23 protein-coding genes are annotated in these 24,202 nt (G+C 50.1%); 17 read left to right on the plus strand and 6 right to left on the minus strand.

Annotated elements, in window-relative coordinates; translation table 11 throughout:
- Window positions 1-174: 174 nt before the first annotated feature.
- From ACEW8P_RS23640 to ACEW8P_RS23700, 13 genes are all read left to right on the plus strand, one after another.
- Window positions 175-1,086 carry a DUF3078 domain-containing protein gene (locus tag ACEW8P_RS23640; protein WP_373515528.1) on the plus strand — a complete coding sequence of 304 codons (912 nt, stop codon included), beginning with the start codon at window positions 175-177 and terminating at the stop codon, window positions 1,084-1,086.
- A gap of 57 nt (window positions 1,087-1,143) precedes the next feature.
- Window positions 1,144-1,476, plus strand: a complete 333-nt coding sequence (mscL, locus tag ACEW8P_RS23645; RefSeq protein WP_373515529.1) for a large conductance mechanosensitive channel protein MscL — start codon at window positions 1,144-1,146, stop codon at window positions 1,474-1,476.
- A gap of 159 nt (window positions 1,477-1,635) precedes the next feature.
- A complete protein-coding gene (gene murD, locus ACEW8P_RS23650) occupies window positions 1,636-2,994 on the plus strand; it encodes a UDP-N-acetylmuramoyl-L-alanine--D-glutamate ligase (protein WP_373515530.1) in 1,359 nt (452 codons plus the stop codon).
- A gap of 47 nt (window positions 2,995-3,041) precedes the next feature.
- Entirely contained in the window at window positions 3,042-4,193 is a 1,152-nt protein-coding gene (locus ACEW8P_RS23655; RefSeq protein ID WP_373515531.1) for an FtsW/RodA/SpoVE family cell cycle protein, read from the plus strand.
- 44 nt (window positions 4,194-4,237) lie between these two features.
- Window positions 4,238-5,380 carry an undecaprenyldiphospho-muramoylpentapeptide beta-N-acetylglucosaminyltransferase gene (gene murG, locus ACEW8P_RS23660; RefSeq protein WP_373515532.1) on the plus strand — a complete coding sequence of 381 codons (1,143 nt, stop codon included), beginning with the start codon at window positions 4,238-4,240 and terminating at the stop codon, window positions 5,378-5,380.
- Window positions 5,381-5,494: 114 nt separating this feature from the next.
- Complete coding sequence (gene murC / locus ACEW8P_RS23665; RefSeq protein ID WP_373515533.1) at window positions 5,495-6,928, plus strand: UDP-N-acetylmuramate--L-alanine ligase; 1,434 nt, start codon at window positions 5,495-5,497, stop codon at window positions 6,926-6,928.
- A gap of 27 nt (window positions 6,929-6,955) precedes the next feature.
- Window positions 6,956-7,732: a cell division protein FtsQ/DivIB gene (locus ACEW8P_RS23670; protein ID WP_373515534.1), complete on the plus strand. Its 777-nt coding sequence runs from the start codon at window positions 6,956-6,958 to the stop codon at window positions 7,730-7,732.
- A 24-nt stretch (window positions 7,733-7,756) separates the two neighbouring features.
- On the plus strand, window positions 7,757-9,109 hold the full coding sequence (gene ftsA / locus ACEW8P_RS23675; protein WP_373515535.1) for a cell division protein FtsA: 1,353 nt from the start codon (window positions 7,757-7,759) through the stop codon (window positions 9,107-9,109).
- 47 nt (window positions 9,110-9,156) lie between these two features.
- A complete protein-coding gene (ftsZ, locus tag ACEW8P_RS23680; protein ID WP_373515536.1) occupies window positions 9,157-10,650 on the plus strand; it encodes a cell division protein FtsZ in 1,494 nt (497 codons plus the stop codon).
- A 58-nt stretch (window positions 10,651-10,708) separates the two neighbouring features.
- The gene (locus ACEW8P_RS23685) at window positions 10,709-11,401 is read left to right on the plus strand and encodes a DNA alkylation repair protein (RefSeq protein WP_373515537.1); all 693 of its coding nucleotides are present in this window, start codon (window positions 10,709-10,711) and stop codon (window positions 11,399-11,401) included.
- 211 nt (window positions 11,402-11,612) lie between these two features.
- A complete protein-coding gene (gene accD / locus ACEW8P_RS23690) occupies window positions 11,613-12,455 on the plus strand; it encodes an acetyl-CoA carboxylase, carboxyltransferase subunit beta (RefSeq protein ID WP_373515538.1) in 843 nt (280 codons plus the stop codon).
- On the plus strand, window positions 12,455-13,426 hold the full coding sequence (locus tag ACEW8P_RS23695; RefSeq protein WP_373515539.1) for a radical SAM protein: 972 nt from the start codon (window positions 12,455-12,457) through the stop codon (window positions 13,424-13,426). The genes accD and ACEW8P_RS23695 overlap by 1 nt, the downstream gene beginning before the upstream one ends.
- A 95-nt stretch (window positions 13,427-13,521) precedes the next feature.
- Window positions 13,522-15,462, plus strand: coding sequence for a KUP/HAK/KT family potassium transporter (locus ACEW8P_RS23700; RefSeq protein ID WP_373515540.1), 1,941 nt, complete (start codon window positions 13,522-13,524; stop codon window positions 15,460-15,462).
- Window positions 15,463-15,545: 83 nt separating this feature from the next.
- Here the strand turns inward: ACEW8P_RS23700 and ACEW8P_RS23705 are convergent, their stop codons facing one another.
- Window positions 15,546-16,505 (minus strand): aldo/keto reductase, encoded by a 960-nt coding sequence (locus ACEW8P_RS23705; protein ID WP_373515541.1) that lies wholly within the window; start codon window positions 16,503-16,505, stop codon window positions 15,546-15,548.
- Between the two features lie 140 nt (window positions 16,506-16,645).
- Between ACEW8P_RS23705 and ACEW8P_RS23710 the strand changes: the two genes are divergently transcribed.
- Window positions 16,646-17,707 carry an NAD-dependent epimerase/dehydratase family protein gene (locus ACEW8P_RS23710; RefSeq protein ID WP_373515542.1) on the plus strand — a complete coding sequence of 354 codons (1,062 nt, stop codon included), beginning with the start codon at window positions 16,646-16,648 and terminating at the stop codon, window positions 17,705-17,707.
- Between the two features lie 35 nt (window positions 17,708-17,742).
- Here ACEW8P_RS23710 and ACEW8P_RS23715 read toward each other — a convergent pair whose 3' ends face one another.
- Both ACEW8P_RS23715 and ACEW8P_RS23720 read right to left on the minus strand, forming a co-directional pair.
- A complete protein-coding gene (locus ACEW8P_RS23715) occupies window positions 17,743-18,159 on the minus strand; it encodes a putative toxin-antitoxin system toxin component, PIN family (protein ID WP_373515543.1) in 417 nt (138 codons plus the stop codon).
- On the minus strand, window positions 18,156-18,395 hold the full coding sequence (locus ACEW8P_RS23720; protein WP_373515544.1) for a hypothetical protein: 240 nt from the start codon (window positions 18,393-18,395) through the stop codon (window positions 18,156-18,158). The genes ACEW8P_RS23715 and ACEW8P_RS23720 overlap by 4 nt, the downstream gene beginning before the upstream one ends.
- Before the next feature lie 73 nt (window positions 18,396-18,468).
- Between ACEW8P_RS23720 and ACEW8P_RS23725 the strand changes: the two genes are divergently transcribed.
- Window positions 18,469-19,314, plus strand: a complete 846-nt coding sequence (locus tag ACEW8P_RS23725; RefSeq protein ID WP_373515545.1) for a hydroxymethylglutaryl-CoA lyase — start codon at window positions 18,469-18,471, stop codon at window positions 19,312-19,314.
- Window positions 19,315-19,329: 15 nt separating this feature from the next.
- Here the strand turns inward: ACEW8P_RS23725 and ACEW8P_RS23730 are convergent, their stop codons facing one another.
- The 3 genes from ACEW8P_RS23730 to ACEW8P_RS23740 all read right to left on the minus strand — a co-directional run bounded on the left by ACEW8P_RS23730 (window position 19,330) and on the right by ACEW8P_RS23740 (window position 22,573).
- A complete protein-coding gene (locus ACEW8P_RS23730; RefSeq protein ID WP_373515546.1) occupies window positions 19,330-20,889 on the minus strand; it encodes a ribonuclease E/G in 1,560 nt (519 codons plus the stop codon).
- A 439-nt stretch (window positions 20,890-21,328) separates the two neighbouring features.
- A complete protein-coding gene (locus ACEW8P_RS23735; RefSeq protein WP_373515547.1) occupies window positions 21,329-22,168 on the minus strand; it encodes a tetratricopeptide repeat protein in 840 nt (279 codons plus the stop codon).
- Between the two features lie 30 nt (window positions 22,169-22,198).
- Window positions 22,199-22,573: an HU family DNA-binding protein gene (locus tag ACEW8P_RS23740; protein WP_373515548.1), complete on the minus strand. Its 375-nt coding sequence runs from the start codon at window positions 22,571-22,573 to the stop codon at window positions 22,199-22,201.
- 86 nt (window positions 22,574-22,659) lie between these two features.
- Here ACEW8P_RS23740 and mutY point away from each other — a divergent pair, with 86 nt between their 5' ends.
- Both mutY and ACEW8P_RS23750 read left to right on the plus strand, forming a co-directional pair.
- A complete protein-coding gene (mutY, locus tag ACEW8P_RS23745; protein WP_373515549.1) occupies window positions 22,660-23,742 on the plus strand; it encodes an A/G-specific adenine glycosylase in 1,083 nt (360 codons plus the stop codon).
- Between the two features lie 108 nt (window positions 23,743-23,850).
- Window positions 23,851-24,202, plus strand: a 352-nt coding sequence (locus ACEW8P_RS23750; RefSeq protein ID WP_373515550.1) for a single-stranded DNA-binding protein, incomplete at its 3' end; no start/stop codon positions are given.

Below are 24,202 nucleotides of genomic sequence, written 5' to 3' on the forward strand. Positions count from 1 at the left end.
GGAAGGACAAGTAGTGAAACTAGACGATGTACGCGGAACAATTACTCGCATCGACAACGTCTCGGTCACAATTCAAAGCGCCGATTCCACAACGGTAATTCCTTTGCAGCTCTTTCAATCGCGTAAAGTGGAAATTTTTAACGCAAATCCCCCCAAGCAAGCGTCCTAACTAATATGAAGAAGCTGTTTTTCCTCTCTTTTATTTTCTTAGCCATTACGGGTAGTTCGCCCCGAATTTTTGCCCAGGATGAAATGCTGATCGACTCCATTAGAAACGAAATGTCGGTGGATACCTCCTGGAAGAAAAAAATAGAATTCGGGGCCAACCTAAATCAGGGTAGTTTCAGCAGCAACTGGACGGGTGGCGCGGTGAATTCCATCGCCGTGGGCGGTCATCTCAACGCGGTTTTGAGATATGAAAAGGGCAAAGACAGTTGGCGTAACGACTTTCAGGCGCAGTATGGCGTGGTGCGCAACCAGGGGCAAGAAAGCCGCAAGAGCGTTGATCGCCTATTCTTCGATACTAAGTATGGCCGAAGCATATCCGAACACTGGAGCCTGATCGGCGGAGTAAACTTTTTGTCGCAGTTTACAGATGGTTTCGACTACGGCGAGTCAGCGGCGGGAAACCCTGAGCGGCGTAAGGTTTCGGGCTTTTTGGCTCCTGCCTTTCTGACGGAATCTATCGGTTTTGAGTACAATCCAACGGATTATTTTTTCCTCACTTTCTCACCAGGCGCTGTCCGGCACACGTTCGTCACGGATCTCGACCTGTACAAGACTTTCCCAAAAAACTACGGGGTTCCCATTGGTCAGCGGGTGCGTACCGAAGTAGCCCTCATGCAGCTGATTGCGGATTTTGACAAAGAGGTAGCTAAAAATCTTAACCTCAAATTTCGTTATACGATTTTTGCCAACATCAAGCAACTGAATGCCATCGACCACCGCCTCGATGTTAACTTAACGGCTAAGATCAACAAATACTGGAATGTCAACCTGGGGGCGATCGTGATTTATGATCAGGACCAGAGTCTTGCGGTACAATTCGCCCAATCGCTTTCCATTGGTTTTTTGTACATATTTTAACAGCTTTCTATCGCCTTCGCTTTTTGTTTTTTTATACCCTAACCAATCTAATCGCGTATGCTCAAAGAATTTAGAACTTTTGTTGCCCAGGGCAACGTCCTTGACTTGGCCGTTGGTGTGATCATCGGCGCTGCCTTCGGCAAAATCACGACCTCTCTCGTGGAAGACATCCTCAACCCGATTCTGGGTTTGATTATTGGGGGTGTCAATTTCGAGGAATTAAAAATTGTACTAAAAGAAGCCGTAGGCGATCAGGCCGAAGTTGCCATTACGTACGGTAATTTTATCCAAACCGTTATCCAGTTTCTACTGGTCGCATTGGTTATCTTTTTCATCGTCCGTTATGCCAATCGTGTGAAGGGGCCGGATGAAGTAAAGGTGGTAAACTGAGATTGTGTTTTGCCAAGAAAATGGGGAGGCGACAACAGTCGCTTCCCTTTTTTTATCAAGATATTTTGAATAAATAATGAGTCGTTTCTTGGTATGAACCCTTAAATTCTGCGAATTTTACGGGAAATTACCTTTGAGAATTTGATGGCAGCACCGAACATGCAGAAGCTAGTGATCTTGGGCGGCGGCGAAAGCGGTACGGGCGCGGCTCTGCTGGGTAAGGCCAAAGGTTTCGATGTGTTCCTGTCCGACCGCAGCCCGCTGCAAGTCACTTATCGCGAAATACTGACTGCCGCCGGAATTTCTTTTGAGGAAGGAACCCACAGTGAGGATAAAATCCTGTCGGCCAATGAAGTAGTAAAGAGTCCCGGCATTCCCGATAATGCCCCCATCGTACAAGAGTTGTACCGTCGGAACATTCCGGTTATTTCAGAAATAGAGTTCGCGGCCCGCTACACCGATGCTAAACTAATCGCGATCACGGGTAGCAATGGCAAGACCACTACCACGCTGCTGATCTACCATTTGCTCCGCGAAGCCGGGCTTTCAGTGGGCCTGGCCGGGAACGTGGGAGATAGCTTCGCCGCTCAGGTCATTGACGACCAAAAGGATTTTTATGTGTTGGAAATCAGTAGTTTCCAACTCGATAATATGTACGATTTCAGGGCCAACGTGGCGGTATTGCTAAATATTACGCCCGACCATCTGGATCGGTATGACTACGATTTTCAAAAGTATGTTCAGTCAAAATTCCGCATCACGCAGAATCAGACGCAAGATGACAACTTAATCTACTTCGCTGAAAGCGAAGCCCTCACCGATGAGTTGGAAAAGCGAACTCTACCCGCCCGAATGTGGCCCATCTCGCTTAAAAACAAAGTAGAAAAAGGGGGATTTCTGGCAGATGGTGTACTGACCGCCCGTAACCATGGGCAGGAATTTTCGATCGCTTTTGATGAACTACCCATCCAGGGGCCACACAACGCTATTAATGCACTGTCAGCCATATTGGCGGCCCAGGCTGTAGGGCTTTCGCCCGAGCAGATCGGTGTCGGTTTGCGCACATTCGTCAACGCGCCGCATCGCCTCGAATCGGTGGCCAAGCTCGACGGTGTGGAATACATTAATGACTCTAAGGCGACCAATGTGGATTCGGTATATTACGCTCTTGGTAGTTTCGACCGCCCTATTATCCTTATCATGGGAGGTGTGGACAAAGGCAACGACTATTCTCAAATCGAACCGTTGGTTCGGCAAAAGGTGAAGGGCATGGTTGCGCTCGGAACGGATACGAAAAAGCTGGCCGACTATTTTGAAAGCATAGTGCCAAACTTCGAAGTTACTCAAAGCTTGAAAGAAGCAGTGCAGACCGCTCAGAGTTGGGCAAAATCCGGCGATGTGGTAATGCTTTCTCCCGCCTGCGCCAGTTTCGATTTATTCAAAAACTACCAGGATCGCGGCGAAAGATTTAAGAAGGAAGTGGAAGAGTTGAGGCTTCGCAAGGACGTGTTAAGCTAACAAAAGCCAGACTCTTGATAAGTCGGTTGAACTTTTGACTGAATAAAATGAGCGCATTGCACAAAATAAGGGAAGTCACTCAGGCGTGGTTCCAGCGGAATATGAAAGGCGACCCCTGGCTGTGGGGCATTGCCTTGTTCCTGCTAGGCATTGGAGTCGTGGTGGTATACAGTGCTAGTGCGAAGCAGGCGTATAGTACCGTAACCGGCGATACCGAGGTTATTCTTTTCAAGCAGATAAAGCTGGCGATTGCCTCTTTTGTGATTATGTATTTGGTGCATTTAATTCCCTATACGAAATTTGTTTTCTTCTCTCGCATGGGCGTCTGGTTGGCGGTGATTCTCTTACTATTCACCTTCTTTAAAGGCGAAACGATCAATGAAGCCGATCGTTGGGTGGAAATTCCTATCATCAACCAAAAGTTTCAGCCTTCCGAAATAGCGAAGATCACCCTGATCGCGCATTTGGCGCTGATTTTGGCGTTGCGCTTTAAGAAAGACTGGGGAGACAAACGGCTGTTGGTCGAACCCATGCTGATGATTGGACTGGTGTGCGCTCTGATTTACCGCTCTAACATTTCTACCGCTGCTTTGTTGGGTGCTACCTGCTTCATGATGCTTTACGTAGGAAAAGTACCCAAGCGCTACCTGACCATTACGATGGTAACCTTTCTCATCGCTTCGGGACTATTGGTAGTTTTGAAAATAGGGCAACGGGGGACCACGGCCCAGTCGCGCTTCGATACTTACTTTAACCCGGATACCATCGCCGCTCAGTCGGCCAACGCTTACAAAGCGATGGCGCGGGGCGGCATCCTGGGAGAGGGCGTAGCAAATAGCCAGGAGAAGCACTTCCTGCCCAACGGCGATAGCGATTTCATTTTTGCCATCATTGTCGAAGAATACGGTACAGTGGGGGCCTTGGTGGTTATCGTCGCATTTCTGTTGTTACTTTATCGGGGATTGAAAGCCATTAGCAAACCCAAGCGACCCTACGGGGGCCTGCTATCGGCAGGACTGACTTTTAGCATAGTTTTTCAGGCCTTCGCCACGATGGCCGTAACGGTGGGGCTGTTTCCTACCACCGGCCAAACGCTCCCCTTTATCAGCAACGGCGGAACGTCCATGTTGCTGACAGGCGCGGCAATGGGTATCATTTTGAGTGTCAGTAGGGGAGAGTTAGAGGAGAAAGACATTTGATTAATGGTAAAGTACCGGGTTCTTAGTAATCGGTTTTGTGACAATTGGACCCCAAAACAAATCAACGCATCAGCACTTTAACAAATCAAAAACCCAGACGTATCATAATCAGTGGGGGCGGGACGGGAGGACACATCTACCCGGCAATAGCCATCGCCGATGCACTGCGAGCCGAGGATCCTGCAACGGAAATCCTTTTCGTAGGAGCCGAAGGTAAAATGGAAATGGAGAAAGTACCCAAAGCAGGTTACCGTATTGTGGGACTTCCAATTGTAGGCATCAAGCGCGCACTGACGCTGGACAACGCCGCATTTCCCGTCAAACTAACGCGCAGCTTGTTGCGAGCGCGGTCGGTACTGCGCGATTTTAGGCCCGACGTAGCGGTGGGTGTGGGTGGCTTTGCCAGCGGGCCTATGTTGATGGTGGCTTCATTGCTGGGCGTTCCTACGCTGATTCAGGAACAAAATTCCCATGCGGGCATCACTAACAAACTACTGGCGCGGCGAGCAAAAACGATTTGTGTAGCTTACCCTAACATGGAGAAGTTTTTTGATCCTAAAAAAATAAAATTCTTAGGAAATCCGGTGCGCCGCGACATCATCGACAGTGGAAGCAAGCGCGCCGAAGCACTGGCGCATCTTGGTTTTGACGGAAAGCGCAAAACGCTTTTTGTCATGGGCGGTAGTCTGGGCGCGCGCAGTATAAACGAGAGCATTGAGGCAGGGTTGGAACAATTCAGCAATGCGGGCTATCAGGTACTTTGGCAAACGGGGAAAGCCTATATCGATACCGCCCGCGGGGCAGTGGCTCACACCGCGAGTGAGCGAATTAAAGCATTTGATTTTATTTACGAAATGGATTTGGCTTATGCTGCTGCCGACGTAGTGGTGTCGCGGGCGGGGGCGTTGTCGGTGTCGGAACTTTGCCTGGCCGCCAAGCCGTGCATTCTGGTGCCGTATCCAGCTGCATCCGAAGACCATCAAACCAAGAACGCCACAAATCTGACGCGCCAAAACGCCGCTTTGTTAGTGGCTGACAACCGCGCTGCTTCCGAGTTGGTCGATGAAGCTATGCGTTTACTTGAAGATGAATCGAAGCAAAAGGAATTACAGCAAAACATTGCTAAACTAGCCCGCCCCAATGCCGCCGCCGAGATTGCGCGGGAAGTGTTGAAATTGGTTGGGTAATGTAGATTTATTTGAGGGTTGAAAGGTAGGATTGCTAAAAATTTGAAGCGGCTGACCCGCGTCGAAGCAGGATTGAAACTATTACTGTACGAAAAACGAAGAACTCCCCGACCAATGTCAAAAGTCAAAACAGGGCCGCCTGGCGGTCAAAAGTCCTTTACCACCAGCTGGCAACACATCTTTTTCGTCGGTATAGGTGGGATAGGTATGAGTGCCTTAGCTCGCTGGTTCATAGCCAACGGCTTTGATGTGGCGGGTTACGACCGCACCGCCACACCGCTGACCGAAGCGTTGAAAAGCGAGGGGATTGCCATCTGCTACGACGACGCGGTGGAAGATATTCCGGTTACTTTTCTTGTGAACTATGCCGAAACCTTGGTCGTTTACACCCCCGCCATACCGGCCGGACACCGCCAAATGGACTACTTTCGGGCGCAGGGCTACACGATGCAGAAACGCTCGCAGGTGTTGGGCTGGATTACACAGAATCTGCGCACGGTAGGCGTGGCTGGTACGCACGGCAAAACCACTACTTCTTCCATGGTGGCGCACCTGCTCCGCGCGGCGGGCGTCAACTGCACGGCCTTTCTGGGCGGCATCACCCAGAACTACGGAACCAATTTTTTATTGAACGAACCTACCGAAAAGGCCGGGGAGGTCGTTTGCGTGGTAGAAGCCGACGAATTCGATCGCTCGTTCTTGACGCTGCACCCAGATTTGGCCATTGTCACATCCACTGATGCCGACCACCTCGACATCTATGGCGAACATGGGACATTATTGGATTCGTTTCGTGATTTCGTTAGCCAAATCAAGCCAGGAGGAGTTTTGTTTATGCGGGAAGGGTTGGAATTGGCGGAAGGAACCACGGCCGAAGTGCTGGAATATTCCCTGAAGAAGGGAAGCTACCGCAGTGATAATCTGCGGATCGAGAATGCCCGCTTTATTTTTGACATAGTTCATCCCGGTGGAATCATCGAAGATGTGATCATGCGTGTGCCGGGCTATCACAACGTCGAAAACGCCATTGCAGCCAGCGCCGCCGCTATGCGGCTGGGTGTCGCGCCCGAGCAGATTCGCGCTGGGCTGGCCAGTTACCGGGGGGTGAAGCGTCGCTTCGAGTACATTATCGAAAATGACAGCTTGGTGTTCATCGACGACTATGCCCATCATCCGACCGAGATCGAAGCATTTCTGTCGTCGGTACGCGCTTTGTACCCTGGCCGACACGTGACGGCCATCTTCCAGCCACACCTCTTCACCCGTACCCGCGATTTTGCCGACGGCTTCGCCGCCAGCCTGGAACTGGCGGATCGGCTGTTCTTGCTCGACATCTATCCCGCCCGCGAGCAGCCTATACCGGGCGTGACTTCCCAAATGCTTTTGGAAAAAATCAATTTGGCGGACAAAGCCTCAATCGCGAAGGAGGATGTACTGGCCAAATTGGAAATGCTTGATATTGAGGTGCTGGTGACCATTGGGGCGGGCGACATAGACCGCCTGGTGACACCGATAGCGCAGATGCTGAAAGCCCCGCTTGCTAATTAATGGACAAACCCTTATAATATTAACAGCATGTTACGTAATTTTGACTATTACAAAAAGTGGCTGGGTAAAATCGTTTGGTTTGGGGTCTTTCTTCTATGTGTTGGAATGGCCGAAAGCAAACTCAACCGCCAACAATGCGACGATTTGTTAGTCAAAGTTGATTACGACTCGGGAATTAGATTTGTAAATCAGGCTGATATAGAAAAAATCCTGACTGAGAACGGAAGCGATCCTGTCCATGGAAACCGGCAGCAAGACGTGAGTCTAAAAACGCTGGAGAACAGGGTCAGAGCCAATAAACTGGTCGAAGATTGCCAGGTGTACCATGATTTGGAAGGTAACTTGGTCGTCGATATTCAGCAGGAAAAGCCACTAGCGCGGTATGTTGGGGAATCCCGGCAGGGAGAATGGCGAGGTACAAATGGTTTCTATATCAATCCAAAGGGCGATTTTATTCCGCTGACGGAGCGATTTTCGGCAAGAGTGTTGTTAGTGTCAGGTGATTTTTTTAAAAATAAAAAACACCTGCATTCTGAATCAGAAAAGAAAGTGGTAGATATGATAGCCTATCTGAGCGAGGATGATTTCTGGAAAGCACAGGTCATCCAGATGGAGGTCTCAAAGTCGGGTAACGTGGAATTTCTGACGGCTTTGGGCGACCAGCGCATCGAATTTGGAAAAGCGGAGAATGTTGCAGCAAAGCTGCTAAAACTACGCGTCTTTTATAATAAAGTGATGGCCGCCGATTGGGGCCGTTACACTCGCATCAACCTTCGGTTTCGCGACCAGGTGGTTTGTGAATAACAGTACTAAAACGCCTATTGATTTATGGAAAAAGGAACCATTTCGGTTGGATTGGACATTGGCAGCACCAAAGTAGCTGCCGTGGCTGTAGAAGCCCACGATCAGGATATGATCGAAATCATCGGATTCAGCGAAGTAGAGGTTCCCGAAGACGCCATCGTCCGTGGGGCAGTCAAGAATGTCAACCAGGTGCGCATGGCCATTCGCTCTGCCATTTCGGAATTGACCATGCGTTCCGACCTGGACATCCGCAACGTGAACGTGGGCTTTGGCGGTAGTCATGTCCAAGTATCCTCTATTTCGCCTAATATGGTCCGTCCTACTTCGGCGAGTAGCAACGAGGTGACACAGACCGACGTGGATCAACTCATCCGCGACCTCTACCGCGCCCAGACCGAACCCAACAACGAGGTAATGCATATCATTCCCGGTGAGTTTACGGTGGACAACGGCAAAGGCGTGAAAGAACCCGTAGGACGCATCGGTGTCCGGCTGGGGGGAGAATTTCTGGTGGTGTCCAGCAATAAGCAGGCTATCGACGTAACCCGCGCCAGCATCAAGGGGGCTGATCCGCTTTTGAACTACGAACAGTTGATATTGTCTCCGATTGCCGCTGGACTGGCGGTGCTGAGCGAGGAAGAAATGGAAGCTGGCACGGCATTAGTAGATATTGGAGATCATGTCACAGACATCGTGATTTATCATGACGGCGTCATCCGCCACATAGCATCCGTTCCCATCGCGGGCACCCACATTACTTCCGACCTGAAAATCGGTTGCGGTATACAGATGAACAACGCGAAAAGTCTCAAAGAACAGCATGGGGAGTCACTCTCTGAAAACACCGCCATGAATATTGAGATCTTAGTAAACTACCTGCGGGGGCGCGAACCCAAGCGAATTTTGAAAAGGAACGTTGCGCTCATCGTTGAAGAGCGCCTGAAAGAAATAGCCGCCCTTGTGTACGCCGAGATTTTGGAATCGGGCTTCTCCGATCTATTGGTAGGAGGAATCGTCCTGACGGGCGGGACGGCTAATATGCCTGACATCGAAACGGTATTCAATCGCGTAGCGGGTGATATGCCTGTCCGTGTTGGCATACCCACTGGGCTGGCTAACACACCTAAGGCCGACGAAGTGGCCAATACTCAGTATGCTACCGCTGTGGGGCTGGCTTGGGCGGGTATTAAGCGGGTCGATCCCCGACTGGATTCGATCTGTCCCACTCCAAACAGGACTGTGGGAAAGGCGTCCGAATCCAAACCTACTTCTGCCGGACCTACCGACAGTCCAGACGCGGGCGGCTTTTTTCCGGGCTGGCCATTTAAAGGCATCTTTGGTGGCGACAAGAACGATAAAACCGGAGGAGGATACTAAGCGCGAAATCAGACTTTGGTAAACCAGCAAGAACGACACACGCACTCATGGACAGTAACTTATATAACGCCTTGGATCAGGACTACATCATAAACGGAATTGAAGAAAACGCCGCTGAACCTTCTATTATCAAGGTTATTGGCGTGGGCGGTGGCGGCAGTAATGCGGTCAACTACATGTACGAAAAAAGTATAAAAGATGTAGAGTTCGCAATTTGTAATACCGACCGCCAGGCCCTATTGGAAAGCCCAGTGCCGACCAAAATACAACTAGGGGCCACGCTCACCAAAGGACTCGGAGCGGGTATGGAAATTGCCCGGGGCCGCGAAGCCGCGCTGGAAACGATTGAGGAAATCAAGGCCCTGCTGGGCGGTGCTACGCAAATGGTCTTCATCACGGCAGGACTGGGTGGTGGTACGGGTACGGGTGCTGCCCCGGTGATCGCGCAAATCGCCAAGGAGGAAATGAATCTCCTCACGGTGTCGGTCGTGACAGCTCCGTACTCCTGGGAGGGTACTTTGAAGAAGAAGCATGCCTTCGAGGGTATCGAGCAACTCAAAAAGTATAGTGACACCGTTTTGGTTGTCCTCAACGATAAGTTGGAAGAACTTTTCGAGGATATGCGCATCACGGAAGCTTTCGTACAGGCCGACAGTATCTTGCTGAACGCCGTCAAGAGCATTTCCGAGATTATTACCACGCGTGGTAATATCAACACCGACTTCAAGGATGTGGAGCGGGTACTGAAGCAAGCCGGACAGTCGGTAATGGGCACCGCCGAGGTCGAAGGCGAGAAACGTGCCTTCGAAGCCGTACGTAAAGCCCTCGACTCACCTTTGTTGAACGACCGCGATATCAAAGGAGCCGAGCGTATTCTCGTCACGCTGGCATCCAGCACCAAGCGCGAGGCAACCATGCGGGAGCAGACCGAGATATGGAAATACGTTCTCTCGCAGGTAGGCGGTGAGGCGCATTTATTCAAATTGGGCACAATTACCGACGATACACTGGGCGATAAACTCCGCGTAACCGTGGTAGCGGCGGGCTTCGACAGCATCGATTCACTCGTCTTACCGTCCGGAACCCCCAGTGAGGGAAACCTTGACGGGGAAACGGAAGGCGTGGCCGAAGCAACCGAGTCTGCTCTTGAAGACTCAGGAGTAGTTACCGAATCCACCGAACAGGAAAATTCTTGGGAGAAAAATACGGTCGCCGAAGAGGCAAACACCCCCACGGGCAGTGTATTGGCTCCTCCGCCCCCGCGTATCGAATTGCAGGAACCATTCACCGATATTGAGATAATACCCTCACATCATACACCACATATCACTCATGGAGGTACGGAAAAGCGGCACGACGATGGTGACTGGTCGCCCGAAGAATACGAGCGTATCAAGGAAATGGTACAGCGCTTTCGTAACCGCAACCGCATCGACTGGGACGACTTGGAAAGAAACCCGGCTTACCGGCGCAGCCAGCTCGAACTCTGGCGGCACCCCAACTTGCCGCCCGGCGAAATGGAGCAGGTTCGCCTGACCTAAGATGTGGTCCAAAGGTGAGAGTAGCTCTCACCTTTTTTTGTAAAAAAGGTTGATGAAAATGCAGGATATACGCTCCGAACTTGCTGAACTAGCTGACGAGGATCGCTCCCGGCAAGTGTCTCGATTTTTTCAGAATGGGCCGGGACAATACGCCGAGGGTGATGTTTTCTGGGGGATTCCCAATCCAAAAGTCAGGGAAGTGGCCAAGCGGTGGACCCACCTGAATTTGAAGCAGGTGGAAAAACTCCTCCGTGATCCCATCCACGAATGTCGGTTCGCGGCTTTATTGATATGGTTGAAAAAGTACCCCAAAGCTACCGCCATCGATCAGCAAGCTATCTTTGATAGCTATCTCACTCACCTTGAATATATTAATAATTGGGATTTAGTGGATATTTCGGCCCCGCATATCGTGGGTCATTATCTTTTTGATAAAGATCGAGAGGTACTTTATGACTTAGCCAGTCGTCCTCACCTGTGGTCGCAGCGGGTGGCCATCATTTCCACCTTTCATTTTATCCGAAAAAATCAATTCACCGATACGTTGGCGCTATCGAAAATCTTGCTGTCACATCCGCATCACCTCATCCATAAGGCCATTGGGTGGATGCTGCGGGAAGTCGGCAAGCGCGACCTCGATTCGATGGAGGCGTTTCTGCACGAACACACTGTTGCATTACCGCGTACTTCTCTGCGCTACGCCATCGAGAAACTACCACCCTCGCGACGTCAATACTACCTCACGCTTTGATTTCAACGACGGAACGATCTCAAACCGTCCCAAAACGAGTAAGTGAACGAGGTTGTAAGCCGTCATTCCTTCCTTTAACTTTTTCATTGCTATCTTTGGCACCCGATTGGATACCAGGAAGGCCGGGAGAAGAAAAATCTGACTTTTAGTTATTTTAGAGTATTCGCTCCATCTGGATATCGATCAAAAATTTAAAATCCAACAGCTTTCTATGTCTTGGTTTATACGTAAAGAAAAAGGAATCAGCACGCCCACGGAGATGAAGCGCGAGGCGCCGGACGGGCTTTGGTACCAGTGTCCGAACTGCAAGAAAATCATGCAGACTAAGGAGCACAAGATGAACGCTTACACATGTGAACACTGCAACTACCACGAGAAAGTCGGCTCGGAAGCTTACTTCGAGATTCTTTTCGACCATAACGAATTCACGGAGCTGGACGCCGACCTTACCTCCGCCGACCCGCTGAATTTTAAGGATACCAAGGCGTATCCTGACCGCATACGCGCCACGATGGCCAAAACAGGTCTCAAGGACGCCGTGCGGACGGGCCACGGCAAGATGAACGATCTTAATATCGTTATTGCCTGTATGGATTTTAACTTCATTGGCGGCTCTATGGGGTCGGTGGTGGGTGAGAAAATAGCGCGGGCCATCGACTACGCCTTGAAAAACAAGCAGCCTTTTCTGATGATTTCCCGTTCGGGTGGGGCAAGGATGATGGAAGCGGGCTTTTCGCTAATGCAAATGGCTAAAACCTCGGCCAAACTAGCTTTGCTTTCCGAGGCGGGTATTCCCTACGTTTCGCTCTTGACCGACCCTACTACGGGCGGCGTGACGGCTTCTTACGCCATGCTGGGAGACTTTAATATTTCGGAGCCGGAAGCGCTCATCGGCTTTGCTGGGCCACGTGTCATCCGGGAGACTATCGGCAAGGATTTGCCCAAAGGCTTCCAAAGTGCCGAGTTCGTATTGGAGCACGGCTTTCTGGATTTTATCGTAGATCGCAAAGACTTGAAAGACAAACTCACCAGTTTGATCAAAATGATCCAATAATGCGGTTGGTCTCCCACCCTGTCCTGTGTAATTACTACTTGACCTATCGCTGCAATGCGACTTGCGGGTTTTGTGATATTTGGGAACGGCCTTCACCCTACGTAACGCTGGAAAATTTCCGGCAGAACGTGCGGGATCTGAAAGCGCTGGGTGTCAAAGTGATCGACTTTACGGGCGGTGAACCATTGTTACATCGTGAGCTGAACCAATTGCTGCGCGAAGCAAAAGACCAGGGCATGATTACTACTGTGACGACCAACGGCCTCCTGTACCCAAAGCGTGCCGATAGCCTGCGCGGCCTCATCGACATGCTGCATTTTTCGTTGGATTCTCCCGTCCGCGAAGAACACGACCAGTCACGCGGCGTGAAATGCTACGATAAAGTGATGGAGTCCATTGACATTGCCCGGCAACTGGGCGAGCGCCCTGACATTCTTTTCACGGTTTTTGAAGAAAATATCGGCAAGATTCGAGCAGTGTGGGAAGATATTTGTACACCCAATGGCTTGGTGCTGATCCTGAATCCGGTTTTTGAGTATAACGAAGTCGGTGGGCAACTTTCCCGCGCTGCGTTAGCCGAACTCACCCGCTGGGGCAAGCGAAAGAACGTGTACCTCAACGATGCCTTTGTACAATTGCGCCTGGACGGCGGAAATCATGTCGAAGATCCTATTTGCAAAGCTGCCAGTACTACTTTGGTCATATCTCCCGAAAATAAACTGGTACTTCCCTGCTATCATCTGGGCCTGAAAGAGTTTCCGATCGAGGGGGACCTGAAAACCCTTTATCAATCCGAAGAGGTTCAGAAACTCGTGGCCCTCGAAGGTCGCCTGCCCGCTTGCGAAGGTTGCGCCATCAACTGCTACATGCAGCCGTCCTTCGCGGTAGAGATGAATAAGTATTGGTGGAAGGCTTTACCGAGTACTTTGAAGTACAATCGGATCAAGGGGACATGGAAACAGATGTTTTAGTTTCAATAATTACCCACCTTTCCAGTACCTTTGGTGACTTTTTTGCAAGAAATGCCTGATGGCTTTCCTCATTTCTTGGCCGTTTTGCCTACTCAATGGACAATCATAAAAATTTAGATCGAGTTTCAGCCGCCGGAGTGTTAGTGGCGATGGGCATTATTTTTGGGGACATCGGTACTTCGCCGCTGTACGTGCTTAAAGCCATTGCCGGTACCGAGACCATCACCGAAGAACTCATTCTTGGTGCGCTCTCCTGCATCTTTTGGACACTCACGCTGCAAACTACTGTTAAGTACGTTACTCTGATTCTGCGGGCTGACAACAACGGTGAGGGTGGCATCTTTGCCCTTTTCGCTCTCGTGCGCCGCCACGCCAAGTGGCTTACCGTCCCGGCGATCATCGGCGGTGCCACATTGCTGTCGGATAGTATTATCACGCCACCCATCTCGGTTTCCTCCGCCGTAGAGGGTATCCGGGCTATTTACCCGACCATCGAGACGATTCCGATCGTCATCGCCATCCTGACTATTCTATTCACAATTCAGGTATTTGGCACCAATAAAGTCGGGGCGGCTTTTGGACCCGTTATGCTTACCTGGTTTGTCATGCTCGGAACCGTGGGCGGCTTTGCACTGCTCGGCGATCCGGGAGTGTTGCGAGCTGTCAGCCCGCATTACGCGTATCGATTGTTGGTACTGCATCCGGGCGGATTTTGGCTGCTGGGAGCAGTTTTTCTGTGTACAACGGGAGCCGAGGCACTCTACTCTGACCTGGGTCACTGCGGCCGGGGTAATATTCGGATGAGTTGGATATTTGTCAAAAGCTGCCTGCTGCTAAACTACTTCGGTCAGGGTGCTTACGTTCTTAAGTTTAGCGGGCAGATGCTGGCCGAGCGCAATCCTTTTTATGAAATCATGCCACTGTGGTTCCTGCCGTTTGGCATTGGGATCGCGACGGTGGCTACCGTTATCGCCAGTCAGGCCATGCTAAGCGGAGCTTTTACGCTGATCAGCGAGGCCATCCGGCTCAACTTCTGGCCCAAAGTACGGCTCATCTACCCTTCCAATCAGAAAGGGCAACTCTACGTGCCGAGCATCAACTTCTTACTCTTCGCTGGTTGCGTGGGGGTAGTTTTGTATTTCAAGGAATCGTCTAAGATGGAAGCTGCCTACGGCCTGGCCATCACGATGACGATGATGATGAATACGATCCTGTTTGGCTACTACCTTTACATGAAGAAGGTCAATATGTGGTGGGTCGGAGCATTTGTAGGTTTCTATTTCTTCATCGAGGGCTGCTTTCTGGTGGCTAACATGCTCAAATTCACTCACGGCGGCTGGGTGACGGTACTTATCGCGGGCGTTATGGGTGGCGTGATGCTGGTGTGGCTACGGGCTTTCTATATCAAACTACGGCTCACGGAATTCGCCAAATTGGAAACCTACCTGCCCGCCCTGCGCGAACTCAGCCGCGACATCAGCATCCCTAAGTACGCAACGCATCTGGTCTATATGAGCAACGCCTCCCGCGCCAGTGAGATCGAAACGAAGGTAATTTATTCGATTTTTCAGAAACGCCCCAAACGCGCCGACATCTACTGGTTCGTCCATGTGGACACGCTCGACGACCCTTATACGATGGAGTATAAGGTAGATGTGTTGGAAGAGGATGACGTTATCAAAGTGACTTTCCGCCTGGGCTTTCGCGTGGAACAGCGCATCAACCTGTTTTTTAGGCGGGTGATTGAGGACATGGTTAAGAATGGGGAAGTGGACATCACGAGCCGCTACGAGTCACTGAGCCGTCAGAATATGACGGGCGATTTCCGCTTCGTGGTGCTGGAACGCTTCCTTTCTTACGAAAACGACCTGCCCTTTTTCGAGCAGGTCGTAATGAAAGCATATTTCTTCCTCAAGGACTTTACCACCTCTGAGGATAAGTGGTTCGGCCTGGACAGTAGTTCGGTAAAAATAGAAAAAGTACCCCTGGTCATCCGCCCCGCCGAAAATGTGAAGCTTCGGCGGGTGTATAGTTAATGTGGTACGGGCTTCCAGCCCGTCTCTTGCGTCAGCCAGACGGGCCGGAAGCTGGGACGCCAGCTCGGCCATACCACATCTTATTATTCATCCCAAAGGTTCTCCAGTGTGTAGTCGGTACCTGTCTGTGCCCAGGTGTCGCCATTAATATATCGGAAGTGCCGATCGAGCATAGTGATTTTAGCCATATCGTCGTCATCCAGTTCTATATCGGCAGCGTCGAAATTCTGCTGCAAGCGCTCCTTGTGGACCGACTTTGGAATGGCCACCGTATCACGCTGAACCGCCCAGGCCAACGCAAGCTGTGCCCAGGTGAGTTCGTGCTTTTTCTCTAATATCTTAATCGTTGGGTTTTCCCGCAAGTTGGGATCATCGTCTTTTTTCAGTCGATCGGGACGGTCGCTGGAGCCCAGAGGAGAATAGGCCGTGAGTTGGATACCATGTTTATGGCAATGATCCACCAGAGTAGCCTGCTGCAAAAAAGGATGCATTTCCACTTGATTCATAGCGGGCTTGATCCGGGCCGTGAGCAGCAAGTCATTGATTTTCTTAATACTGAAGTTAGAAACACCAATGTGCTTCGTCAGCCCGGCGTCAGCACAAGCCTCCATAGCAGACCAGGTAGTAGAAAGCGGTACTTCCCGCAAGCTGAGAAAATCTTCGCTGCCGCTTGGGAAACCAATGCCCAGGCTAGGCTTCATAGCAACGGGCCAGTGAATCAGGTAGAGATCGAGGTAGTCTAATTGAAGGTCATCCAGCGTTTTTTGTAGGGCAGGGCGAACGTCCTCTGGCTTGTGCATAGTGTTCCACAGTTTGGAGGTGATCCAGAGTTGATCCCGTTTTGCCCGACCCTCGTCCATGACGTGGCGCAAGGCCCGTCCCACTTCGGCCTCGTTGCCGTAAATCGCTGCACAGTCGAAATGCCGATAGCCTATCTCAATGGCCTCAACGATGGCTTTGTACAACTCACCTTCTTTTGACTTCCAAGTACCCAGCCCGAGGGCAGGAATGGTGTCATTTTCTCCTATTTTTAAGGTTTTCATGCAGGGTAGATTTTTGTTTTGGGTAAAATGAATGCCCTAAAAATATCGTTCCGGCTGCTTTTCACCGCCAAAAGGTCGCAAAGCATCCTAAAGATGCCTTAACTTTGATCTTGCAAAAAATCATATCTCATATTTTACCCATGAAAATTCTCATTACTGGCGGAGCCGGATTCGTCGGCTCCTCACTAGCCATTGCCCTGAAAACCAATTATCCTGATTATCAAATCTACACCCTCGATAACCTGAAAAGGCGTGGCTCCGAACTGAATCTAAGCCGCTTGAAAAAAGCGGGGGTCGAGTTCGTTCACGGGGATATTCGTAGTAAAGAAGACTTCGACGCCCTGCCCGCCGTGGATACGGTAATCGAGGCCTCCGCCGAGCCCTCGGTTCTTGCCGGGCTGGACGGTACTCCAGACTACCTTATCAACACCAATCTCTTTGGCACGGTCAATTGCTTGAACTATGCCCTAAAACACGAAGCAGCCTTTATTTTTCTTTCCACAAGCCGCGTCTATCCCATCAAAGCGTTGGAATCGCTCAATTTTGTGGAGGAGGAAACCCGCTTCGCCCTAGCCGATGAACAGCCCGTGTTAGGAGCATCGTCCAAAGGAATCGCCGAGGACTTTCCGCTCGACGGGCCGCGGTCCCTTTACGGCACGACCAAGCTGGCGTCCGAATTGCTGATCCAGGAATACAACGAGTTTTATAATTTAAAAACCGTCATTGATCGCTGCGGCGTCATCACCGGGCCGTGGCAAATGGGTAAGGTCGATCAGGGCGTAATGGTACTTTGGGTGGCGAAGCACTACTTCCAGCAACAACTCGGGTACTTCGGCTACGGCGGAACGGGCAAGCAAATCCGCGATATGCTGCACGTCGCCGACCTCTATCGCCTTATCGACTGGCAACTACACAATCTTGAAAAGGTCAATGGCCAAATCCTCAACGCGGGCGGCGGTTTGGAAAGCAGCGCTTCCTTACAAGAACTCACTGAAATCTGCCGAGAAGTAACGGGCCACACCATTCCAATTAAAGCTGTCGCCGAAACCCGCACCGCCGACATTCGGCTTTACGTAACGGACAATACCAAAGTGACGGAACTTACGGGCTGGAAGCCGGAAATCGGCATTAAGCAAATTGTGCAGGAGATTGCGGCGTGGTTGAAGGAAAACGAGGTGGATTTGGGACCGATTTTGCGATAGAGGCAGACTCCTGATAGATTGGATTAATGAAAGTTCTAAACTAACTCCGAAAGTACGGACAAAAATTTCTCAAGACCTATCACATTTAATTTCGGAAAAGGTAGGGAGCGAAAAAGGTCGAAGTCAGAATCTTCGGTAACCATATAATCAGCGTTGACCGACAGGGCCAAGTCGGCAAATTTATTATCGTCAGGATCGTTTTCGATTAGCTGCCAGCGAAATGCAGCCTCAGAGAATACAACATTTGGGGCAACAGCTAACTGGTGGAGTACAAGTTGCGCAGTATTCGAGGAGTAGGTTCTAGTGAGTACTTCCTCATATTCGAGGAGAATCTCGGTGCTGACGTACCAGGCAAATTTGTTAGCTCGGAAATTCAGGTAAAGCTGATAGAATGGACTTTTAGGCGGAATGGATGCCCGTAAACAGTTTGTGTCGATCACCGCCCTGATCATTCGATGGCATAAGTGTCATCCGTCAGCATCTTTCGGTAATCTTCTTCGGTGTATCCTCTTTGGGCCGTAACTATGTCTAATTCCGCTTTGAGGTTTTCGTCAAAGTAATCCATCAGTAACTGCCGTACTTCGAGCGTCCGGCTTTGATTAAGATTTTGATCGAACAACCTGAGCAAGCTGATTTGTATACTATTCAGCCGGGTGGGTTCAGATTTTTCAGAGACGGTTGCTGGCATATCATTAAAAAAGATTGCGTTTGTAAAAATAGCTCGAACCTCACAAAAACGCAAACTGAACCATCTATTTGTCATGAGACTCATCGAATGCCCCCGTGACGCCTGGCAGGGCCATCATCCATTTATTCCCACGGCGCAGAAAATCCGCTATCTCAATCTGCTGTTGCAAGTCGGATTTGACACCCTCGACTTCGGCAGTTTTGTCTCGCCCAAAGCGATGCCACAGGTGAGCGACACGGCGGAGGTTGTGGAAGGCCTGGATTTTGAGAAGACTAATACCAAACTCCTCGCCATTGTCGCCAATGAGCGTGGGGCGCAGGATGCTTGTAAATTTGAACAAATCAAGTACTTGGGTTACCCGTTCTCAATCTCCGAAACCTTCCAGCTACGCAACACTAATGCTAGCCTGAAAGAGTCGGTAGAACGGGTGAAAGCGATGCAGGAACTCTGCGAAGCCCACGCCAAGGAGTTGGTAATCTATATCTCGATGGGCTTCGGAAATCCTTACGGCGACCCATGGAGTCCCGAACTGGTCGGGCATTGGATAGAAAAACTGGCGGAATTTGGGGCAAAGATATTTTCTTTGTCAGACACGGTAGGCGTGGCCAAAACCAAGGATATATATTCCGTATTCGAAGAGCTCATTGCCACTCGTCCCGATCTGGAATTCGGGGCGCATTTCCACACCAGACCGTTGGAATGGCAAGACAAAGTGGAAGCTGCTTATACAGCGGGCTGCCGCCGCTTCGATGGAGCATTGCTAGGTTACGGCGGATGCCCAATGGCTCAGGACGACTTGGTAGGCAATATGCCCACCGAACGTCTTCTGGAATTTGCCGCCGAAAAAAAAGAGCTTCCTCCAATCAACCGTGAGGTTTTGGAAGAAGCTCTAAGTTATTTCAAACAAATAGTCGGGTAGAAGACCTCAAAAGAACTAGCTCGCATTCACCTCCATCACCTCCCCGAATTTATTATGGAAGGAGAATTCGGTAATTCCTAACGAGGAGTCCTTGATAAGGTTCACCCAAGTTTTATACTCAAATAACCACTTCACCTGCGGCGAAATAAGCCCTTTGGTAAAGTAAGCGTGCAAAAATGGATGCAGCGAAATACTAATGCCGCTCTCGTTTTGCTTGGTCAGGATATAATCGAGATTGTTTTGAATGACATCCGTCACCAGAATCGTGGCCTGAATGGTTCCCGTACCACCGCAGGTAGGGCATGTTTCGCGGGTTACCACATTCATCTCGGGCCGTACACGCTGCCGGGTGATCTGCATCAGGCCAAATTTAGAAAGCGGCAATACGGTGTACTTCGAGCGTTCGGGTTTCATCTCCTCCCGCATGATCTCGTAAATCCGCTTTTTGTTATCAGCCTTCTTCATGTCAATGAAGTCTACGACGATGATGCCACCCATGTCGCGCAGGCGTAGTTGCCGGGCTATTTCCTTGGCTGCCTCAGCATTGACGCTGAGAGCCGTCGCCTCCTGATCTTCCTGACTGTTGGATTTGTTGCCACTGTTTACGTCAATAACGTGCAGTGCTTCGGTATGCTCGATGATGAGGTACCCGCCGCCCGGCAAGCTAACCGACCGTCCGAACAAGGACTTAATCTGCTTTTCCAGCCCGAATTGCTCAAATATCTTATTCTTGCCGTTGTGGAGCTTGAGGATGTTCTCCTTCTCCGGGGCAATGGTGTGCAGGTAATGCTTCGTTTCTTCGTACACATCCTGCGAATCTACCGTAATGCTGTCGAACGACTCGTTGAGCATATCGCGGATGATCGAGGAGGCGCGGTTCATTTCGCCGATGATCAGGTCGCGTGGCTTAGCGTCGCGCAACTGCTTCATACCATTTTCCCATTTCTCCACACAGGTTCGCAGATCGTGATCCAGTTCTTCTACGTCGTGGCCCTGCGCCACGGTGCGTACAATCACGCCGAAGTTGTTAGGCTTAATAGAGGCGATGAGTCGCTGCAACCGGGTACGCTCGCGGCGGTCGGTGATTTTCTTGGAAAGATTGACACCATTGGAAAAAGGCACCAGTACGATGTACCGGCCGGCAATGGAGATGTCGCACGATAAGCGAGGCCCCTTAGTGGATATAGGTTCCTTCACGATCTGCACCAGAATTGGCTGATTGCGTTCCAGAACCTTATCAATTTTGCCCTGTTTTTCTATCTCAGATTCCAGCTTGAATTTGCTGATTTCGCCGGAATTAGATCGCTTGGCGATAATATCCTTGGCGAATTTATTGAGCGAATTTATATTGGAACCCAAATCCAAGTAATGGAGAAAGGCATCTTTTTCGTATCCGACGTCCACGAACGCGGCGTTGAGACCGGAAACCATTTTCTTTACCGTGCCGAGGTAGATATCCCCGACGGTGAAGTTGTTATCCGGTGTTTCTATATGGTACTCGAGAAGGCGTTTGTTCTGCAAAAGGGCTATACGTTCTCCCTTTTGAGTTGAATTGATTACTAATTCGTTACTCAATGTCTAACCAAAATGAATGGTTTTTAAAAGATGGACACTCAGCACACAAATGACAATACACCAGCACCGCAACCCCGCAAAAAAATGAGGGCCGAACTGGAGTCAGGCGGGCGCGAGAAAAAAAAGAAAGGGGTATAAAAAGCTGTTGTGAGCCGATGTTGTTTAACTCGGGTAGCTTCTAAAAGTAAAAAGGCGAAAGCGCGGACGTAATGAACCCGCGCTTTCGCCCCCAATTTACTTCTTCTTGTGCCGATTCTTTCTCAGGCGCTTCTTTCTCTTGTGCGTCGAAATCTTATGACGTTTTCTTTTCTTTCCGCAAGGCATAGTTTCTTTTGATTAAGAGTGGTGAGTTATGAGTTATGAATTATGAGTTACGAAAATAAGGGGCTTAGTACCCGGCCTATTCCATCACTCATCATTCATCATTCATAACTCATAATTAGTTAAGCCGCTGCTCCAGCTCGCCGATAGCTTGCTGGATGACGGGATCTTTTTCTTTTTTCTTTACATCAGCGAGAACCTTTTTGGCCTCGTCGGTGCGGCCAAGTTCTACCAGGCATACGCCTAAGTAAAACTGAGCTTTGGTATTTTCGGGATGACTGGCCAGAATTTGCTCAAAACGCCCCACCGCTTTGGTGTACTGGTTTGAACGCATCGACAAAATTCCCAGATTGAACAAAGCCAATTCGTTGGTCGGGTCGGCGTCAATCACCTCGCGCAGCAGCATAATCCCCTGCATGGGGGAAGGCGTGTTGACGTAGGTCATAGCCATATTGGCTTTGGCCGCCAGCAAGCCCGGATTCTGTTCCAACGCTTTCTGATAATAAGAGCGCGTTTTTTCACCCAGCCCGCTCGCCTTCTTTTCCTCCGCCGCAAAGCCGTAGGCTTGGTAGTAACGGTCTCCCGCCCGCAAATAGTTCTCTAAGTCCGGCCGCAGCGTGGCAGCTTGGCCAGCGTAGTAGGCAGCACTATCGAACTTCTGGTACTTGCCGAAGGCGTCAGAAATTTGAATTGCCGCCTTAGCTTTTGCATCGGCGGTGGCTTGTTGATACTGCCCGCGCAAAGGGGCTATTTCTGCCTCCTGTTCGGGCGTGAGGGCAGCATTCGTATGGGTGTCGCCCGGTACTTCGGCTTCCTCACTACCTTCAGCCGACGTTCCCGCCGTTTGACCATTGACCGTATCCTGATCTTTAGTGTTTACCACTACCGTGGGAAGACTGTACAGAGTTCCCACCAGCGCAATGGCCAAAATGGAAACCAGTATCATCGTCCTTTTCATATCGGGTAGATCAGAAAAATTGGTTGTTGATTACTTTTCAGCAGCAGCTTTTACGCTATCGCTGGTTTTTACTTGTTCGACGAAAACCTTGGCGGGCTTAAAGCTCGGCACGAAATGCTCGTCAATAATCATGGATTCACCCTTGGAAATGTTCCGGGCAACTTTGCGGGCGCGCTTCTTGTTAATGAAGCTGCCAAATCCTCTTACGTAAAGATTCTCGCCATCGGCTAGGGAATCTTTTACAACGGTAAAGAAAGTTTCGAGTGTCTGCTGAACATCAGCTTTGTCCACTCCTGTCTTGTCAGAAATCTGCGCGATTACGTCTGCTTTAGTCACAGTATTTGGTACTTTAAAGTGTATATGGTTTGTTAACTCTTTTTCCCTCTTTGAATTTTGGGAGTACAAAGGTAGGTTTTTTTTGCTAAAACATAAAAGACATTGTCACTCATTTTTTTTATAATCCACTAAAAAACAGTCGATAAAGATAGTACATGCCTCCCAGCCTCGCTTCTCAAGCCCTTACTTTCAGCCAGAAACTAATCCAATGGTACCACCGCCACCACCGCGACTTGCCCTGGCGACGGACGACTGACCCGTACAAAATATGGTTGTCGGAGATAATCCTGCAGCAGACCCGCGTAGTGCAGGGAATGCCTTACTACTTGCGGTTTGTGGAGAAGTACCCTACGGTGCAGGACTTAGCCCGCGCAGAGGAGCAGGAGGTGCTACGCTTGTGGCAGGGACTTGGTTACTACTCCCGCGCTCGAAATATGCACCACACCGCACGGCTAGTGGTGGGGGAGTTTGACGGCAATTTTCCCAACAACTATGCAGCGTTATTGAAACTAAAAGGAGTTGGTGAGTATACTGCCGCCGCTATTGCTTCTTTTGCGTTCAACGAAGCCGTGCCCGCCGTGGACGGAAATGTGTACCGGGTATTGTCCAGGATTTTTGGGATAAAAACCGACATTACGCACAGTTCCGCCAAGCGTGAATTCACGGCGGCGGCCCGGCAGCTGATTCCCGACAACGACCCGGCCAACTTCAATCAGGCTATGATCGAGTTTGGAGCTATTCAATGCCAGCCCGTAGCGCCCGACTGTTTGCTTTGCCCATTCAATGAAATGTGCTATGCCTTCGAACATGGGGCGCAGAATCTGCTGCCCGTCAAGTCGAAGAAAATGAAGGCGAGGAATCGGTACCTTAATTATCTGGTACTGGAAAAAGAAGGCCGACTGGCCATGAAAGAGCGTATCAAGAAAGATGTCTGGAAAGGATTGTATGACTTTCCTCTCATCGAAACACCACAGGAAGCCAAGATTCCTAACGACTTGATCGAAGCTAACCCGCTGGTTAGTTGGATAAAAGTGGGTCAACTTACCGTTCCACAAAAAACCTACGTACATTTGCTTACGCACCAGAAACTACACGTGAAGTTCTGGCAAATAGAACTAAAAAACGCTGAAATGAGCACGTTACCGGAAGGTGTATCCTTTTACAGTGAAGCCCAAATCGAATCGCTACCCAAACCAATCTTAATCGATACATTCATCAAGGAACAGTTTTTTACCTAGATTCAAAGTCGATGAAGACAATTCTCAAACCTAATTGTTACTTCGAGCGTAGCGGCCCGCCGTTGCGGTCGAAAGACTTTTTTCAACCTTTAAACCCTCAAATTAACTATGGCCGGAGGCGTAAATAAAGTAATCCTAATCGGAAATCTAGGTAGTGATCCCGAAGTGCGCTATCTCGATGGTGGCTCGGTAGTCGCCCGATTCAATATTGCTACTTCGGAGAGCTACACCAACAAGAATGGCGAGAAAATCGAGCAAACTGAATGGCATCGCATCGAACTCTGGAACGCGCTGGCGAAGGTAGCCGAAAAGTACCTCCGTAAGGGCAATCAAGTATATGTGGAGGGTAAAATCCGCACCGAGAACTGGACAGACAAAGAAGGGCAGGCTCGCACCAGCATCTCCATTTTGGCAAACAGCATGACTATGCTGGGCAGTAGCGGCTTGGGTAGCGGAGGAT

Origin of the sequence: Persicitalea sp. (assembly GCF_041751555.1) — a bacterium.
In the GTDB taxonomy this organism is placed as follows: domain Bacteria; phylum Bacteroidota; class Bacteroidia; order Cytophagales; family Spirosomataceae; genus Persicitalea.